This window comes from Pseudoxanthomonas sp. F11 (assembly GCF_037046485.1).
Classification (GTDB): domain Bacteria; phylum Pseudomonadota; class Gammaproteobacteria; order Xanthomonadales; family Xanthomonadaceae; genus Pseudoxanthomonas_A.
Genome location: NZ_JBANLZ010000001.1, coordinates 397658 through 415630 on the forward strand (window position 1 = coordinate 397658; position 17973 = coordinate 415630).

Consider the following 17973-nt stretch of genomic DNA (forward strand, 5'->3'; position numbering starts at 1 on the left):
CACCTTCTCCCGGAGGGAGAAGGAAACAGCCTTCAAGCCCGCGCTTCCTTCAACAGCTTCCCGCCCGCCTTCTTCTCGCGCGCGGCGCGGATGAAGCCCACGAACAGCGGATGACCGTCGCGCGGCGTGGACAGGAATTCCGGATGCGCCTGGCAGGCCAGGAACCACGGATGCACGGTGCGCGGCAGTTCCACCATCTCCACCAGCAGGTCGTCCATCGACTTGGCGGCGATGACCAGGCCGGCGTCTTCCAGCTGCGTGCGGTAGCGGTTGTTGAACTCGTAACGATGGCGATGGCGCTCGGCCACCACGTCCTTGCCATACAGCTCGCGCGCCAGCGTGCCGGGCTTCAGGCGCTGTTCCTGCAGGCCCAGGCGCATGGTGCCGCCCAGGTCGGAACGTTCGTCGCGCTTCTCGATCTCGCCGGCGGCGGTGCGCCACTCGGTGATCAGGCCGATGACCGGGTGCGGCGACTGCTTGTCGTTCTCGGTGCTGTTGGCGTCGGACAGGCCCGCCACGTGGCGCGCATAGTCGACCACGGCCGCCTGCATGCCGTAGCAGATGCCGAAGTACGGCACCTTGTGCTCGCGCGCGAAGCGCGAGGTCAGCACCTTGCCTTCGAAGCCGCGGTCGCCGAAGCCGCCCGGCACCAGGATGCCGTCCACGCCCTGCAACAGGGCCATGTCGGTACCTTCCAGGTCCTGCGCCTCGATCCACTTCAGGTTCACGCGTGTGCGCTGGCGGAGCCCGCCGTGCTTGAGCGCCTCGCCTACGGATTTGTACGCATCCTGGTGATCGACGTACTTGCCGACGACGGCGATAGTCACTTCGTCCAGCGGATTGAGCGTGGCGTCTACCGCTGCCTCCCACTCGGACAGGTCCGCGGCCTTGGCGTTGTCGATGCGGAACTGGCGCAGGACGATCTCGTCCAGGCCCTGGCCGTGCAGGCCCATCGGGATGCGGTACAGCACGTCCACGTCCGGCACGCTGATGACGGCGCGCTCGGGCACGTTGGTGAACAGCGAGATCTTGCGACGCTCGGAATCGGGGATCGGCTGCTCGGACCGGCACAGCAGCACGTCGGGCTGGATGCCGATGGAGCGCAGTTCCTTCACCGAATGCTGGGTCGGCTTGGTCTTCAACTCGCCGGCAGCGGCGACGTACGGCACCAGCGTCAGGTGCATGAAGAGCGCCTTCTCGGGGCCGCGCTCAGTGCGGATCTGGCGGATCGCTTCCAGGAACGGCAGCGACTCGATGTCGCCCACCGTGCCGCCGATCTCCACCAGCGCCACGTCGAAGCCTTCGGTGGCCTCGTCGATGCAGCGGCGGATCTCGTCGGTGATGTGCGGGATCACCTGCACCGTGGCGCCCAGGTAGTCGCCGCGGCGCTCCTTGCGGATCACGTTCTCGTAGATCCGGCCGGTGGTGATGGAGTTCTTGCGGCTCAGGCGCGTGCGCACGAAGCGCTCGTAGTGGCCCAGGTCCAGGTCGGTCTCGGCGCCGTCGTCGGTGACGTACACCTCGCCGTGCTGGAACGGGCTCATGGTGCCCGGGTCGACGTTGATGTAGGGGTCCAGCTTCATCATCGTGACCTTCAGGCCACGCGCTTCGAGGATGGACGCAAGCGAAGCGGCGGCGATGCCCTTGCCTAGCGAGGACACAACGCCGCCGGTAACGAAAATCAGGGGAGTCATGGGCGGGGCTCCGGAAAGCCATAGTCTACAGGCAACGCGTGTCGCCCGGAAGCGCGACGCCCCGCCGAAGCGGGGCGTCCTGACGCATCGAGGCACCTCGAAACCCTTGCGCTGCAAGGGTTTCCGTGAAGGCCTGGATCAGGGCTTGCGCTCTTCTTCTTCCTCGCCAGCCTTCTTCTGCTGGCTCTCGGCGGCCTTGCGCTGCTTGGCGGCGGCCTCGTTGGCCGCACGGCGGCGCGCCTTGGCTTCCGGATCGGAAGGATCACTGGTCTGGGACTGGTCCTGCTTGGGCTTGTCGGCGTCGGTCGCGGTCTTCGACTGGGCGAACGCCTGGACCGCGAACAGCGCGCCGGCAGCAGCGGCGGACAGCAGCAACAGGTGGCGGGACTTCATAGCAAGGCTCCTCGTGGATGGCGGAAATCTGGGGGCGCCGGACGGCGATCCCAAGGGCGTCCCTGTCCACGTGCGCAGTTTCAGCCGGTGCGACTGAACATGGCGAAAATCCGGGGCAGGCGGCACACTGCCGCACCCTCACGCCCCCTGCAGAGGATGTCGAATGTATTTCCCGCGCCCCGTGCGCGCCCGGACCGCGTGCCGCCGCCACGGCGCGACGCGGGGACCGGCGAGAGTTTCCTAGGCGACTATCACTACAATCCACCCACCAGCGACGCCCTGCCGGGCGCCGCACCGCCCCGCTGAGACGCCGCAGACCCCATGAGCAGTCGTTACAACGCCGCCGACATCGAAGTCCTTTCCGGCCTTGACCCGGTCAAGCGCCGGCCCGGCATGTACACCGACACCTCGCGCCCCAACCACCTGGCGCAGGAAGTCATCGACAACGCGGTGGACGAGGCGCTGGCCGGCCATGCCGGCAGCATCGAGGTCACCCTCTACAAGGACGGCAGTTGCGAAGTCAGCGACGACGGCCGCGGCATGCCGGTGGACATCCATCCGGAGGAGAAGATTCCCGGCGTGGAACTGATCCTCACGCGGCTGCACGCGGGCGGCAAGTTCAGCAACAAGAACTACACCTTTTCCGGCGGCCTGCACGGCGTGGGCGTGAGCGTGGTGAACGCGCTGTCCACCCTGGTGGAAGTGCACATCAAGCGCGACGGCAGCGAACACCGCATCACCTTCCGCAATGGCGACCGCGCCACGCCGTTGGAAGTGGTGGGCAGCGTCGGCAAGAAGAACACCGGCACGCGCGTGCGGTTCTGGGCCGACCCCAAGTACTTCGACACGCCGAAGTTCAACGTGCGCGCCCTGCGCCACCTGCTGCGCGCGAAAGCCGTGCTGTGCCCGGGCCTGAACGTCACCCTGTTCGACGAAGCCACCGGCGAGCGTGACCGCTGGCATTACGAAGATGGCCTGCGCGACTACCTCAAGGGCGAGATGGCGGGGCGCGAACTGCTGCCGCCGGATCTGTTCGTCGGCCAGCTGAAGAAGGACAGCGAAGTCGTCGACTGGGCCGTGGCCTGGGTGCCCGAAGGCGAACTGGTCCAGGAAAGCTACGTCAACCTGATCCCGACCGCGCAGCACGGCACCCACGTCAATGGCCTGCGCAGCGGCCTGACCGATGCGCTGCGCGAGTTCTGCGACTTCCGCAACCTGCTGCCGCGCGGCGTGAAGCTGGCGCCGGAAGACGTATGGGACCGCGTGACCTTCGTGCTGTCGTTGAAAATGACCGACCCGCAGTTCAGCGGCCAGACCAAGGAACGCCTGTCCTCGCGCCAGGCCGCCGGCTTCATCGAAGGCGCGGCGCACGATGCCTTCAGCCTGTGGCTGAACCAGCACGTGGACCTGGGCGAGAAGATCGCGCAGATCGCCATCGAGCGCGCCAGCGCCCGACTGAAGACCGAGAAGCAGGTCGTCCGCAAGAAGGTCACCCAGGGCCCTGCCCTGCCCGGCAAGCTGGCCGACTGCATCAGCCAGGACCTGTCGCGCACCGAACTGTTCCTGGTGGAAGGCGACTCGGCCGGCGGCTCGGCCAAGCAGGCGCGCGACAAGGATTTCCAGGCCATCCTGCCGCTGCGCGGCAAGATCCTGAACACCTGGGAAGTCGCGTCGGGCAGCGTGCTCGCCTCGCAGGAAGTGCACGACCTGGCCGTGGCGATCGGCTGCGACCCGGGCAAGGACGACATCAGCGGCCTGCGCTACGGCAAGGTGGTGATCCTGGCCGACGCGGACTCCGACGGGCTGCACATCGCCACGCTGCTGAGCGCGCTGTTCCTGCGGCATTTCCCCGCGCTGGTCGCCGCCGGCCACGTGTTCGTGGCGATGCCGCCGCTGTTCCGCGTGGACGTGGGCAAGCAGGTGTTCTACGCGCTGGACGAAGAGGAGAAGCGCCTGCTGCTGGAGAAGATCGAACGCGAGAAGATCCGCGGCGCCGTCAACGTCACCCGCTTCAAGGGTCTTGGCGAAATGAATCCCTCCCAGCTGCGCGAGTCCACCATCCATCCCGACACGCGCCGCCTGGTGCAGCTGACGGTCGACGACGACCTGCAGACGCGCGGGCTGATGGACATGTTGCTGGCGAAGAAGCGCGCGGGCGATCGCAAGACATGGCTGGAGACCAAGGGCGACCTGGCCTCGCTGGAGGTCTGATCGCGGCCATCCACTGCGCGGGGCCGTTGCGATGGCTTGGTTCTTCCGCGACCGGTGCCATGGCGCGTAGCGGTTGAACATCGCGTTCACCCGGCCGATGCGATAACCCGGAGATGACATCCACATCCGGGCCCGCCACACACCCCTACACGTTCGGCCTCGAGGAAGAGTACTTCCTGGTACGCCGCAATGGCCGCCGGCTGCGTCACATGCCGCGGCGCTTCTTCACCGAATGCCGGGAAGCGCTGGGCGAACGCTTCGGCAGCGAGATGCTGCAGACCCAGGTCGAAGTCCAGACCCTGGTACACGATGACCCTGACGCGGCCGAAGAGGACCTGCGCACGCTGCGCCGCTCGGTCGCCAGGGTCGCGGAACGGCACGGACTCGGCATCGTGGCGGCCGGCACCCACCCCTCGGCCCAGTGGCGCGGCCAGCTCAGTACCGACAAGCCCCATTACGACCAGGTGATGGGCGAGCTGCAGATGCTGGGGCAACGCAACCTGCTGTGCGGCCTGCACGTGCACGTGCAGCCGGCCGATCCCGGCCGGCGCGTGGAACTGATGGCGCGCATGCAACCGTTCCTGCCGCTGTTGCTGGCGCTGAGCACCTCGTCCCCGTTCTGGATGGGGCATGCCACCGGCCTGATGGGTTATCGCCAGACCGCATACCAGGAGATCCCGCGCACCGGACTGCCGCCGCTGTTCCGCGACCAGACCGAATACGACCACTACGTGCAGCGCATGACCGATGGCCGCGCGATCCAGGACGCGAGCTTCCTGTGGTGGGCGCTGCGGCCATCGCGGGCCTTTCCCACGCTGGAACTGCGCGTCACCGATGCCTGCACCGACCTGTGCGACGCGCTGGCCATCGCCCAGCTCTACCGCTGTCTGGTGCGGCACCTCGAACGCAGGCCATCGCTCTACGCCGACCTGCAGGCGGGCGACCAGGCGATCGTGGCGGAAAACCTGTGGCGCGCGCAGCGCCACGGATTCGATGCCGGGCTGATCGATCTGGGCAGCCGCCGCCTGGTGGCGGTGCGCGAGATGCTGGAGAACACGCTGGAGGCGCTGGACGACGACATCCGCGCACTCGGTTGCGAACGGCAGGTCGAGCGCGTCTGGCGGATCCTGGAAGAAGGCACCAGCGCTCACGCGCAACTGCAGCGTTACCGGGAGCGGCGGGATGCCGGCGACAGCCATGCTGCCGCGCTGTCGCACGTGGTGCATTGGCTCGCCGATGCGAGCGCCCCCGTTTAGATGCGCGGGATCATCGGGCGGCGGTCTTCTGCTGCGACACCATGAACACCCCGGCCATCACCAGCACCGTGCCGGCCACCTGCCACGGCCCCATCGGCTCGCCCAACAGCAGCAGGCTCAGCACGATGGTCGAAACGGGACCGATCATGCCGACCTGCGCGGCCAGCGTAGAGCCGATCCGCGCCACCGCCATCATCACCGCCAGCACCGGCAGCACGGTGCACAGCGTTCCGTTTACCAGCGACAGCGCATACACCTGCCACGGCAGCGCCAGCGCATCCAGCGGCCGCAGCAGCACGAACTGCAGCAGGCACAGCACGCAGGCCACGCTGCTCGCGTAGGCGGTCAGGCGCACCGCGCCCACGCGCGCGACCAGCTCGCCGCTGCCCACCAGGTACATCGCATACGCCAGCGCGCTGCCGAACACCAATCCACCCCCGAGCATGATGTCGGCACCGCCCACCTGCAGGTCGTGACCGAACGCCAGGGCCACGCCCGCATAACTGACCAGCAGCGCGAGCGCCTGCCGACGGGTGATACGGCGACCGAACGCCAGCCAGCCGATCAGCGCCACCAGGGTCGGCGTGAGATACAGGATCAGCCGTTCCAGCGTGGCCGTGATGTAGGCCAGCCCCGCGAAGTCCAGGAAGCTGGCGAGGTAGTAACCGAGGAAGCCAAGCGACAGGATGCGCCAGCGGTCCGCCGCCGCCAGGGGCGCGCCACGGTGTGCGGCCCATGCGCCCATCGCCAGGAAGAACGGGAACGCCACCAGCATCCGCAGCGCCAGCAGCGTGACCGCATCGGTGCCGTAGCGATAGCCGAGCTTGACGATGATCGCCTTGCCCGAAAATGCGATGGCGCCCAGCGCGGCGAGACCCAGGCCGGAGCGGCTGACCGCGCGCATTGCGGAATGGGTGGACGGCGCGTCGACTGCTTCGGCCGGTGCCACATCCAGCGGCTGGGCCAGTTCATCCTCCGCGCCCGGCCGGCTCATCGGCGCGCGGTCATGCCAGCGTGCATTCCAGCAGACGCCGGATCAGTGCCTGCGTGGGCGCGGCGCGTTCTGGCAGATAGTCGAAGCTGTCCTCATCCATGTAGTTGAGCTGCGCCAGCTCAAGCTGCACGGCCTGCACCTGGTGGGCCGGATCGGCGTAGTGCCGGGTGATGTAGCCGCCCCGGAACCGGCCGTTGACCACGAAACTGTAGTCCGCCTGCGATGCGAGAACCGCTTCCAGCGCCTGCTGCAACGCAGGCGAGCAACTGGCGCCGGCCGCGGTACCCAGGTTGAAGTCCGGCAGCCGCCCTTCGAACAGGAACGGCACTTCGCTGCGGATCGAGTGGCCTTCCCACAGCACCGCACGGCCATGTGTCTCGCGGATGCGGACCAGTTCCTGCTGCAACGCCTGGTGATAGGGCCGCCAGTAGGCGTCGACGCGGGTGGCGATCTCATCCGGCGTAGGGTCCTGGCCCGGCAGGTACACCGGATCGCCGCTGAAACGCACGATGGGACAGAGGCCGGTGGTGTTCTGCCCGGGATACAGCGAGACATCGTCCTCGGGCCGGTTCAGGTCGATCACATAGCGCGAGTACACCGGCACGATGATCGAAGCCCCCAGCGCGCGCGCGAAATCGTACAACTCGGCGACATGCCAGTCGGTGTCCGGCACGCGGCGTGCCTCGGGCGTCAGGCGTGCGGCGATGTCGTCGGGCACCTGCGTGCCGTTGTGCGGCAGGCTGATGAACAGCGGCGCGGTGCCCTGGTGCAGCGTGTAGGTGTCCATGGCGGCATTGTATCGTCGCACCCCGCGGATTCAGCGCATCAGCACCACTTCCTCGGCGCTGGTGGGATGGATGGCCACGGTGTCGTGCAGGTCCGCCAGCGTGATGCCCTTCTTCACCGCTACCGCGAACCCCTGCAGCATTTCGTCGGCACCTTCACCCAGCAGGTGCAGGCCCACCACCCGCTGCTCCTCGCCCACGCACACCAGCTTGAACAGGCTGCGCTGCGGCGAGTCGGCCAGTGCGTGCAGCATGGGGCGGAACCGCGTGGTGTAGGTCTTCACGAGGTCGCCGTGAGTAGCGCGCGCCTCGTCCTCGGTCAGGCCCACCTTCCCCACCGGCGGATGCGAAAACACGACCGTGGCGATATCGCGGTAGTCCAGGCGGGCTTCGGCCTGCCCACCGAACAGCCTGTCCATCATGCGCCGTGCCGCGGCGATCGCCACCGGCGTCAGCGCGGCCTGACCGGTGACGTCGCCCACCGCGTGGATCCCGGGTACGTTCGTGTCCTGCCACGCATCCACCTGCACGAAGCCGCGCGCATCGGTGACCACGCCCGCGTCTTCCAGACCCATGCCGCCGGTATTCGGCGTGCGGCCGGTCGCGAAGATCAGACGGTCGAAGCGCTCGCTGCGCGTCCCGTCTTCCGCCAGCACGATCACGCCGTCGTGGGGCGCCTCCTCCAGCGCGGCCACCGCATGGCCGAAATGCAGGTGCACGCCGTGTTGCCGCATGTCGTCGGCCAGTTCAACGGTGATCTGCGCATCGAAACCGTCCAGCAACCGCGGCCCGCGCACGAACAGTTCCACCTGGCTGCCCAGCGCCCGCAGCACGCCGGCCAGTTCCACCGCCACGTACCCGCCACCAACGATGGCCACGCGCTCCGGCGCCGCGCACAGGTTGAAGAAATCGTCCGACACCTGCCCCAGCGCCGCGCCCGGGATGTCCGGCCGCGAAGGTCGACCGCCCGTGGCGATCAGCAGGTGTTCCCCACGCAGCGGCACGCCATCGGCGTTCACCACTGTGTGCGCATCCAGCAACCGTCCGTGGCAGGGCATCAGCACCACCCCGCTTTCGTCCAGCCGTTTTCGGTAGCTGGCGTGGATGCCGGCGATATAGCGCTGGCGATGGACGATGAACTCCTTCCAGTCGAGCACCGGCGGTGGCGTAGCGAAACCAAGCGACGAGGCCATGGCGATCTTCTGCGAGAGCTCCGCCGCCAGCCACATCGCCTTCTTCGGCACGCAGCCGACATTGACGCAGGTGCCGCCCAGTTCCTTCGGCTCCAGCAAGGCCACACGCGCACCATGCGAGGCCGCACGGAAAGCGCCGGCCAGTCCGCCGGAGCCGCCTCCGATCACGATCAGGTCGAAGTCCTGCGGCGTCATGCGAAGCGCTCCGGTCGGTAGGGCGAAGGATCGAAGGCCGGCCGGCGGCCCGTCATCAGGTCGGCCATCAGTTGCCCGGTGGCGGTGCTCATGCTGATACCCAGCATGCCGTGGCCCGCGGCGATCCAGACCTTGCGATGCCCCGGCGCGCGCCCAAGCAAGGGCAGGTCGTCCCAGGTCATCGGTCGCCACCCGCACCAGCGCTCGTGCACCTCGGCGCCGACGGGCTCGCGCAGGAACTCGCGCGCGCCCCGCTCCAGCGCCGCCAGGCGTGTCGCATTGAGCGTATCGTCATGCCCGGAGAACTCCATCGTGCTGCCCAGGCGGAAGCCGCTGCCCCAGACCGTGACGCAGACCGAGCGGTCCTTCAGCACCATCGGATGGCGCGGCACGCGCGCAGGACGCGAATAGGTGATCGAGTAGCCCTTGCCGGGCTGGATCGGAGCGCGGATGCCGAGCCGCCGCGCGAACGCGGGCGTCCACGCGCCCAGCGCGATCACCGCGTCGCCCCCTCTGCGCTCGCCCTGCGATGTCGCCAGACGAACGCCATCGGGCGTGGGCTCCAGTCGATCGACCCGGCAATGTTCCTCGATCACGCCACCGCGCTCGCGCACCACGCGCGCGAGTTCGGCCACATAGCGGTCCGGGCGCAGGCGTGCATCGCCAGGGAACCGGATGGCGCCGGCCACACCGGGCAGCATGGCCGGCTCTTCCCGTTCGTAGTCGGCGCCGCCGAAGACCTGCGTGGCGATGCCGAACGCCTTCAGCACGACGCTCTCGTCCACGTACTGCTGGAACCTGCGTGGATCACGGAAGACGTAGTCCAGGCCCTCTTCCTCGAATTCGCACTGCAGGCCGTAGCGACCGACCCAGTCGGCCAACCGTGTACGCGCATCGTTGAGCAGCGCCGCGCGCGCCTGCGTGCTCTGCCGCCAATCGCGCGGATTGCAGCGTGCGGCGAAGCGCAGCAGCCAGTGCCACAGCGCCGGATCGACACGGGGCTTGAGGTAGAGCGGCGCGTCCGGCGTGAACATCCAGCGCAGCGCCTGCGCCACTACGCCGGGGGCGGCCAGTGGCGGTGCATGGCTGGGGGTGATGGTGCCGCAGTTGCCGTGCGAGGCGCCGCCGCCAACGGCACCGGCCTCCAGGATGCGGACGCCGCGGCCGGCGTCGAGCAGGGCCAGCGCGGTCGCCAGACCGATGGCGCCGCCACCGATGATGAGGACGTCGTCGTGGGGGGGATTCACCCCGACAGTGTATTCCGAATCACCGCGCCTGCAGCCGCATCGGTTGCGGCGATGCGTAGGTCAGCGACCGCCACAGCCATTCCACCGGGCCGAACCGGAAGCGCGACAGCCAGGCATGGCTCAGCAGGACCTGCCCTCCGAACAGCACCAGCGCGAACAGCGGATGACATGCGCGCGGCAGTTGCTCGAAATACCCCAGGCCATAGCCGTAGAAGATCCACGTGCACACCAGCGACTGCATCAGGTAATTGGTCAGGGCCATGCGGCCGGCGGGCGCCAGCACCGACAGCGCCCGTTCGAACACCGGCACCTGCAGGGCCTTCAGGATCCACGCCAGGTAGCCCAGGCACATCAGCAGATTGGCCGTCATCTGCAACGCAAAGGCCGTGGACAGCCGCAGGCTGAAGGTGGCGAAGTCCATCGTCGGCGACAGCGCCAGCGACCCCAGCATCGCCAACAGGCCGAGCGGCAAGGCGCCCCAGCGCAGCAGCCCATAGAGGCGACCGAACTCCCGTGGCCGCGCGATGGCGCCGCTGCGCACGAACCAGGCCCCCAGCAGGAACAACCCGAAGGCGATGAACCCGAACATGGTGATGTTGCTCAGCGCCATGCCGGCGCTCTTGAGGCGCTGCCACGTCGCGTCCGCATAACTGCCGCCGCCATAGGCCGCGCGCTCGCTTTCGATCAGCGCCTGCATCTGTGCGCCGATCTGCGCCATCACCTTGTCCCAGGCCTCGGTGCCGGCGAGCAGGGACCCCATGGCGCCCATCAGGTACATGAAGGCGATCGGCGCGATGTACGCGGCCAGTCCCAGCCAGGCGTACCAGCGGTAGGGCAGCGGCCGGAACGCAAGCAGCAGGAACGAGCACAGCGCATACATCATCAGGATGTCGCCCGCCCAGATGAACACCGCATGCAGCACGCCGATGGCCAGCAGCACCAGCCCGCGCCGCCAATAGGTGCCCGCGAACGGCCGGCCCGCCTGCTCCGCGCGCTGCGACATCACGGCAAATCCCATGCCGAACAGCAGCGAGAACAGCGTGTAGAACTTGCCCTGCACCAGCACATAGACCAGCAGGTCGACGATGCGGTCGGCGCCGGTCAGCGCCGGATCCACGCCGCTCGCCGCCGCCATCACCGGCCCGACGAAGCCCTCCAGGTTCATCAACAGGATGCCCAGCAGCGCGAAACCGCGCAGCACGTCCATCGCTTCGATGCGCTCGGTCACCGCGATGGGTGACAGGTTCCCCGTGATCGTTGCCGACATTCCCTTCCCCTGTTCGATGCCCGAATTAGACCACGCCGGCCGCCGCTTCCCGCAAGCCAAAAGAAACGGCCCGCTTTCGCGGGCCGATCCAGGTACGGCGGTGGCGGGACTCAGTGGTGATGGCCACCGTCGCCATGCACATGGCCATGCTCGATCTCTTCGGGGCTCGCCTCGCGCACATCGACGATCTCCACGTCGAAGTGCAGGTCCTTGCCCGCCATCGGGTGGTTGAGATCCACGTCCACCACGCTCATGCCGACCTTCTGGATGGTGACGGCGCGCGGACCGAAGTTGGTCTGCAGCACCACCTGCTGGCCGGGAATCAGGCGCTGGTTGCCGAAGTGCTTCTTGGGCACGCGTTGGGTCAGGCCGTCGCGGCGCTCGCCATAGGCATCGGCCGCCGCCACGTCCACGCCGAAGCTGTCGCCGGCTTCACGGTCCTGCATGGCGTTCTCCAGGCCCGGGATGATGTTGCCGTGGCCGATCATGATGGCCAGCGGCTCACGGTCCTTCGAACTCTCGATCGGCTCCTGGCCGACTTCGGACACGGTGTAGTGGAAACGGACGACGCTGTCTTTTGCGATTTTCATGCGGGACTCTGGGCGGGGCCTGCCAGCGGGCAGGACGGGGGCGGCTTGTCGGCCGCAAGGGAATGCGGCGAAGATGCGCCGCGATGAAGGTCCGACATTATCCCGGCTTGCCCGCGCCCGCGCCACTTCAACGGTGGGCCGCCGCCCTGCTCTGCGGCGCCCTGCTGGCAGTGGCCGGATGCGGCGGTTCGAAGCCGCAGGCGCACAGGACCGCACCGCCGACCCAGCGCGACTGGCCGGTCGTGCAGGCCGACGACCCCGCCGCCGCCACCTCGGTGCTGATGCGGGCGATCGGCCTGGTGGGCACGCCTTACCGGTATGGGGGCAATACCCCCGAGTCCGGCTTCGACTGCAGCGGCTTGGTGACCTACGTGTACCGGGACATGCTGGACCTGCGCCTGCCGCGCACCTCGCGGGAACTGGCACAGGTGCAGGGGCCGAAGATCGAACCCCGTCGCCTGGCCCCGGCCGACCTGGTGTTCTTCGGCAGCCGCGGCAGCGTGACCCACGTGGGCATCTACGTAGGCGAGGGCCGGTTCGTGCACGCGCCCAGCACCGGAGGCACGGTGCGGCTGGACCATCTGGACGGCCCCTACTGGCGGGACCACTACACCGGCGCAAAACGCGTGCTTCGTTAGGAATCGGTCAACTCTGTGACGCCGGCCGTTCACAATTAACGAATAAATAACGATTTATGAACCAAATCGCGTCGATCAGGCGGCATTATCGCCGCTGACTTGTTAAACCCATCGCCCGCGTGACGACCGACGACGACCTGCCCACAGGCCAGCCTGCCGCCACCCACCGTCCTTCGCGTGGGGTTTCCCGACTCCTTCTGGGGCTTGGCCTGACGGCCATGGCCGCCATCGCGCAGGCACAGACTGCCCCGGCGGGCGTCGACGCCGCGTCAACGCAGGCCTCGGCCGATGTCGTCGCCTCCCCCGCCCCGGCGTCCTCCAAGCCGGTGACCACCAGCGTCAAGGAAAAGGCCGCCGAGGCCGCCACCGCCACTCTCTCCGCCCTGCTTCCGCGTCTGGCAGCCAGCGATACGCTGCCGCTGGTCGACCGCTCGGCGATGGTGGCCGGCGACATCAGCAAGCTGCTGGCCGCCTACGACCTGAGCAAGGAAGGCGTGGTCGCCCAGGAACAGCAGGGCGGCAAGGTCCAGGCCGTGCTGCAGCGTGCGCTGGCCCTGATGGGCACGCCCTACCGTTGGGGCGGCACCTCGCCCGACAGCGGTTTCGACTGCAGCGGGCTGGTCGGTTACGTGTTCCGCACCGCGTTGGGCATCGAACTGCCGCGCGTGTCCCGCGACATGGCCAGCAAGGCGGACGCAGAACTGGTCGCGGCACGTGAAGAACTGCGCCAGGGCGACCTGGTGTTCTTCGGACTGAAGGGCCGCGTGAACCACGTCGGCATCTACGTGGGCGAAGGACGTTTCCTGCACTCGCCCAGCCGTGGCAAGGACGTGCGCGTGGACAGCCTGCTGACCGGCTACTGGGCCAACCGCTACCTGAGCGGTCGTCGCGTCGCGATGTAAGCGCCGGAAGGTTTCCGCGACACGATGAAGGCCGCCTCGCGCGGCCTTCTGCATTCTGGGCGACGGTGCAGCGCAGCTTGCACCGCACGGCCCCCTGCCGCCATCCTCCGGCCGATGCGCCAACACCGCGCGCCACCTGTCGTTTCGCGCCGAAGGGGAGTCGTACGCGATGCAGGCTTCACTGCTGACCAACCTGCTGCTGCCGTTGGCCCTGGGCATCATCATGCTCGGGCTGGGACTGGGACTGACGCTGGACGACTTCCGTCGCGTGGCGCGCTACCCGCGCGCAGTGCTGATCGGGCTCGCGTTGCAGACGCTGGTGCTGCCGTGGGCCGCGTTCGGGCTGGCACTGGGCTTCGCCCTGCCGGCCGAACTCGCCGTCGGCCTGATGCTGCTGGCCGCTTCGCCCGGCGGCGCCACCGCCAACATCTACAGCCACCTCGCGCGCGGCGACGTGGCGTTGAACATCACCCTGACCGCGATCAACAGCCTGCTCTGCCTGCTCACGCTGCCGGTGATCCTGGATCTTTCACTGGAGTATTTCCTCGGCGCCGGCCAGTACGTGCCGCCGCCGACGAAGAAAGTGGTCGAGGTCGCCGCCATCATCCTGCTGCCGGTCGCCATCGGCATGGTCATCCGCGCCCGGGCCGCCGGGTTCGCAGCGCGCACCGAAAAGCCCATCCGCCTGCTGTCGGTGCTCGTGCTGGCGTTGCTGGTGGTCGCGGCCGTGGCGCAGGAATGGAAGACCCTGACCACCTATTTCGCCATCGTCGGCCTGGCCTGCCTGCTGTTCAACCTGGCCAGCATGGGCGCCGGCTACGCCGCGCCGCTGGCGCTGCGCCTGCCGAAGAAGCAGGCCATCGCGATCGCTATGGAGATCGGCATCCACAACGGCACGCTGGCCATCTTCATCGCGCTCAACGTGCTGCAGAACGCGACCATCTCGGTACCGGCGGCGGTCTACAGCCTGCTGATGTTCGTCACCGCGGCGGTGTTCGCGTGGTGGGTGTCGCGCGGCGGGCGCCACGCCGCGGGCTAATCGCTGCTCCCCGGGCCACGCGCCACGTAGGCCATGCTGATGGACGCGGGTGCGGTCTCGGCGAAGCCGAACTGCGTATAGAGGTGTCGGGCGTCTCCGTCAGCGATCAGCATGACGTAGGCCGATGGCGGCGCATTCGCACGCAACCATGCATCCAGCGCCGCCATGATCCGCTTGCCCAGCCCCTGCCCCTGGTGGTCCCGCCGCACGGCGATGTCCACGACGACGAAGACGGTGCCGCCGTCGCCGACCACCCGTCCCATGCCGATCACCTCACCGGCCTTCAGCAGGCTGACGCCGTACAGTGTGTTCGCGAGGCCGCGCTCGGCGGCTTCCTGCAATTTGGGGGACAGCCCCGTCTCGATACGAAGCCGCCTGTAAGTCGGCGCGTCGGGGAACGACTCGACCAGTTCGATCCGGTCCACGTCACTCATGGCGCGGACGCAGCATCGTCCGCAAGGCCCACGTTCGTCGATGCCGATTCGTAGACCTCCCTGTCCAGCAGTCCGGTCTCCTTCGCCACCAGCACCGGCACCAGCATCTGCCCGGTCACGTTGGTCATGGTGCGCATCATGTCGAGGATGCGGTCGATCGCCACCAGCAGGCCGATGCCTTCCAGCGGCAGGTTGGCGGCGCTCAGCACCAGGGTGACCATCACCGTGGCCGTGCCCGGCACGCCGGCCGTGCCGAAGCTGCCCAGCACCGATGCCAGCAGGATGACGAAGTACTGGTTCATCGACAGGTCGAGCCCGAAGTACTGGGCCACGAAGATCGACGTCAGCGCCGGATAGATCGCACCGCAGCCGTCCATCTTGATGCTGGCACCCAGCGGCACCGCGAACGCGGCGTAGTCCTTGTCCACGCCCAGATTGTGGGTGACGCTGCGCAGCGCGACCGGCATGGAAGCGAAGCTGGACGAACTGACGAACGCCACCTGCATGCCGGGCGCGGCGCCACGGAAGAACTTCCACGGGTTGAGCCCGTGCGCCAGCAGCAGGCTGCCGTACACGACGGTGATGTGGAGCGCGCAGGCCAGGTAGAGCGCACCGATGTAGCTGCCCAGCGGCAGCAGCTTCTCGAATCCATAGGTGCCGACCAGGCTGCCGATCAGGCCGAACGTACCGATCGGCGTCATCTCCAGCACGAAGCGCGTCACCTGCACCATCGTGTCGCTGGCCTCGCCCGCGAGCTTGCGCAGGCCGGCGCTGCGCTCGCCCAGCTTGACCAGCGCGAAGCCCAGCAGGCCGGCGAAGAAGATCACCTGCAGGATCTTGCCCTCGGTGAGCGCCTTGAACGGATTGGCCGGCACGATGTCCAGCAGCACCTGTACCGGCGTGGGAACTTCGCGCACCTGGTAATCCGGCGCCATCATCAGCCCGGTCAGCCCCTTGCCCGGCTGCACCACCCAGCCCACGGCCAGGCCCACGCAGACCGCCAGCGCGGCCGTCGCAGCGAACCACAGGAACGTGCGCCCGCCCAGCGCGGCCACGGACTTCTGCCCGTGCAGGCTGGACACGGCATTGATCACCGCGAAGAACACCAGCGGCACCGCGATCATCTTGATCAGCGTGACGTAAAGGTCGCCGAGTGGCTTCAACCAGGTCCCCGCGGCCGGCCCCATCAGCCAGCCCGCCACTGCGCCCAGCACGAAGCCGGCGACGACGCGCTGCCAGAACGGGATCCTCAACCAGGCTGCAACCAGCTTCATCCGTACGACCCACGGGGTGGACGCGACACCTTAGCCCAAGGCCTGCCACCCCGCGACCCTGCACGCGGAATGCCGGGTGTCATGAACAGGACACTGCACGGGCGGCATAATGGCGCGTCCGCCCTCTTCCGGTTCGCCATGCTCCTGCGTTCTTTCGTGTCGCCGCTCGCCGGCATGACCCTGCTCACCGCCCTGGCCGGCTGCGCCAGCACCGCGTCCTCTTCCTCACCAGCGCTGCACGTCGACGTGCCTGCGGTTGCGCACCCGCAGGGTGAGAGTCCGCAGTGGTGGTATCGGAATGGTGCGGCGAAGGCCGCCGCCCATGGCGCAATGCAAGGCAAGGCGAAGAACGTCATCGTCTTCCTCGGCGACGGCATGAGTCTGACCACCGTGGCCGCCGCGCGCATCTTCGAAGGCCAGCGCAAGGGCATGCCGGGCGAGGAGAACCTGCTGAGCTGGGAGCACTTCCCGCACACCGCCTTCAGCAAGACCTACAACACCGATTCGCAGACGCCCGACTCGGCCGGCACCATGACCGCCATCGCCACCGGCGTGAAGTCGCACATGGGCGCCATCGGCGTGTCGGCGGGCCGCAAGGGCGAATGCACGCCCGATGGCAGCAAGGACCTGCTCAGCTGGCTGACGCTGGCCGACAGCGCCGGCCTGGCCACGGGCGTCGTCACCACCGCCCGCCTCACCCATGCGACGCCGGCCGCGACGTATGCGCATGTCTCGCACCGCGACTGGGAGAACGACACCGACCTGCCGCCTGACGCCGCGGCAGCAGGTTGCAAGGACATCGCGCAGCAGTTGCTTGCCGCCGCGCGTTTCGGCCGCGGCCCCACCGTCGCGCTGGGCGGCGGGCGTGGCGAGTTCCTGCCGATCGACGTCCGCGACCCCGAAGAAGACGACAAGGTCGGTCAGCGCCTGGACGGCCGCAACCTGGTGGCCGAATGGCAGCAGGCGCATCCGCAGGGCGCGTACGTCACCAACACGCAGCAGCTGAAAGCCGCCGCCGATGCGCCGCAGCTACTGGGTCTGTTCGAATACGACCACATGCAGTTCGAACACGACCGCCGCAAGGACGACCAAGGCGAGCCCTCGCTGGCCGAGCTGACCCGCGCGGCGATCCGCACCCTGTCAGGCAATCCCAACGGCTTCGTGCTGCTGGTGGAAGGCGCGCGCATCGACCACGCCAATCACTACGGCAACGCCTATCGTGCGCTCGACGAGACCGTCGCCATGTCGGACGCCGTGCAGGCCGCGGTGGAGGCGACCTCACGCGACGACACGCTGATCGTCGTGACGGCCGACCACTCGCACACGCTGAACTTCGTCGGTTACCCCGTACGTGGCAATCCCATCCTCGGCAAAGTGCGCGGCCAGGGCGGCGAAGACGACACGCCGGGCGACCTGGCCCGCGACCAGACCGGTCTGACCTTCACCACGCTGAGCTATGCCAACGGCCCCGGCTACACCGGCGCCAGCAACCGGCAGCCCGCCGGCCCCAAGACCTTCCTGCATGCGCCCAGCAGCGTCGAGCCCGCCGAAGGCCGCCCGGACCTGAGCCACGTCGACACCGAGCACCCCGACTACCTGCAGGAAGCGTTGGTACCGTTGAAGTCCGAATCGCATGGTGGCGAAGACGTCGGCATCTGGGCCATCGGCCCCGGCAGCGACGCCTTCCGCGGCACGCTGGAACAGAACACGATCTACCACGTCATCGTGCAGGCCGCGCCGAAGCTGCGCGCGCGCCTGTGCGCCGCAGGCACCTGCGACGCGAACGGCGTGCCGGTGGAGTTGCCGAAGATCGGGGATTTCGAGAAGAGGTGAGTCAGCGTGCCGGCGTGGCCGGCACAGC

At 68.2% G+C, this 17973-nt stretch carries 16 protein-coding genes; 6 read left to right on the top strand and 10 right to left on the bottom strand.

Going from position 1 to position 17973, the window contains the following annotated elements; all coding sequences use genetic code 11:
• Positions 1-32 precede the first annotated feature (32 nt).
• Together V8246_RS02050 and V8246_RS02055 are read right to left on the bottom strand one after the other, a co-directional pair.
• A complete protein-coding gene (locus tag V8246_RS02050; protein WP_336187701.1) occupies positions 33-1694 on the bottom strand; it encodes a CTP synthase in 1662 nt (553 codons plus the stop codon).
• Positions 1695-1832: 138 nt separating this feature from the next.
• Positions 1833-2087, bottom strand: coding sequence for a hypothetical protein (locus V8246_RS02055; RefSeq protein WP_336187702.1), 255 nt, complete (start codon positions 2085-2087; stop codon positions 1833-1835).
• Positions 2088-2408: 321 nt separating this feature from the next.
• Between V8246_RS02055 and parE the strand changes: the two genes are divergently transcribed.
• The gene (gene parE / locus V8246_RS02060) at positions 2409-4298 is read left to right on the top strand and encodes a DNA topoisomerase IV subunit B (protein ID WP_336187703.1); all 1890 of its coding nucleotides are present in this window, start codon (positions 2409-2411) and stop codon (positions 4296-4298) included.
• A gap of 113 nt (positions 4299-4411) precedes the next feature.
• On the top strand, positions 4412-5554 hold the full coding sequence (locus V8246_RS02065; protein ID WP_336187704.1) for a carboxylate-amine ligase: 1143 nt from the start codon (positions 4412-4414) through the stop codon (positions 5552-5554).
• Positions 5555-5564: 10 nt separating this feature from the next.
• Here V8246_RS02065 and V8246_RS02070 read toward each other — a convergent pair whose 3' ends face one another.
• From V8246_RS02070 to V8246_RS02095, 6 genes are all read right to left on the bottom strand, one after another.
• Positions 5565-6458, bottom strand: a complete 894-nt coding sequence (locus tag V8246_RS02070) for a DMT family transporter (protein ID WP_336188311.1) — start codon at positions 6456-6458, stop codon at positions 5565-5567.
• Between the two features lie 100 nt (positions 6459-6558).
• On the bottom strand, positions 6559-7335 hold the full coding sequence (gene hutG, locus V8246_RS02075; protein WP_336187705.1) for an N-formylglutamate deformylase: 777 nt from the start codon (positions 7333-7335) through the stop codon (positions 6559-6561).
• A gap of 30 nt (positions 7336-7365) precedes the next feature.
• Entirely contained in the window at positions 7366-8721 is a 1356-nt protein-coding gene (gorA, locus tag V8246_RS02080; RefSeq protein ID WP_336187706.1) for a glutathione-disulfide reductase, read from the bottom strand.
• Positions 8718-9968: an FAD-dependent oxidoreductase gene (locus V8246_RS02085; RefSeq protein WP_336187707.1), complete on the bottom strand. Its 1251-nt coding sequence runs from the start codon at positions 9966-9968 to the stop codon at positions 8718-8720. The genes gorA and V8246_RS02085 overlap by 4 nt, the downstream gene beginning before the upstream one ends.
• Positions 9969-9987: 19 nt before the next feature.
• A complete protein-coding gene (locus V8246_RS02090; protein WP_336187708.1) occupies positions 9988-11235 on the bottom strand; it encodes a DUF418 domain-containing protein in 1248 nt (415 codons plus the stop codon).
• Positions 11236-11345: 110 nt separating this feature from the next.
• The gene (locus V8246_RS02095) at positions 11346-11825 is read right to left on the bottom strand and encodes a peptidylprolyl isomerase (RefSeq protein ID WP_336187709.1); all 480 of its coding nucleotides are present in this window, start codon (positions 11823-11825) and stop codon (positions 11346-11348) included.
• 83 nt (positions 11826-11908) lie between these two features.
• On the opposite strand from V8246_RS02095, the gene V8246_RS02100 reads away from it, so the two are divergent.
• From V8246_RS02100 to V8246_RS02110, 3 genes are all read left to right on the top strand, one after another.
• Positions 11909-12463: a C40 family peptidase gene (locus tag V8246_RS02100; RefSeq protein ID WP_336187710.1), complete on the top strand. Its 555-nt coding sequence runs from the start codon at positions 11909-11911 to the stop codon at positions 12461-12463.
• A gap of 119 nt (positions 12464-12582) precedes the next feature.
• The gene (locus V8246_RS02105) at positions 12583-13365 is read left to right on the top strand and encodes an NlpC/P60 family protein (RefSeq protein WP_336187711.1); all 783 of its coding nucleotides are present in this window, start codon (positions 12583-12585) and stop codon (positions 13363-13365) included.
• Between the two features lie 169 nt (positions 13366-13534).
• Positions 13535-14404, top strand: coding sequence for a bile acid:sodium symporter family protein (locus V8246_RS02110; protein WP_336187712.1), 870 nt, complete (start codon positions 13535-13537; stop codon positions 14402-14404).
• On the opposite strand, the gene V8246_RS02115 is transcribed toward V8246_RS02110, so the two are convergent.
• Both V8246_RS02115 and V8246_RS02120 read right to left on the bottom strand, forming a co-directional pair.
• Complete coding sequence (locus tag V8246_RS02115; RefSeq protein ID WP_336187713.1) at positions 14401-14838, bottom strand: GNAT family N-acetyltransferase; 438 nt, start codon at positions 14836-14838, stop codon at positions 14401-14403. The two genes, V8246_RS02110 and V8246_RS02115, sit on opposite strands and share 4 nt — an antisense overlap.
• Positions 14835-16112, bottom strand: a complete 1278-nt coding sequence (locus V8246_RS02120) for a dicarboxylate/amino acid:cation symporter (RefSeq protein WP_185895567.1) — start codon at positions 16110-16112, stop codon at positions 14835-14837. Before V8246_RS02120 ends, V8246_RS02115 begins: the two co-directional genes overlap by 4 nt.
• A 138-nt stretch (positions 16113-16250) precedes the next feature.
• On the opposite strand from V8246_RS02120, the gene V8246_RS02125 reads away from it, so the two are divergent.
• Positions 16251-17945: an alkaline phosphatase gene (locus V8246_RS02125; protein ID WP_336187714.1), complete on the top strand. Its 1695-nt coding sequence runs from the start codon at positions 16251-16253 to the stop codon at positions 17943-17945.
• Positions 17946-17973 lie beyond the last annotated feature (28 nt).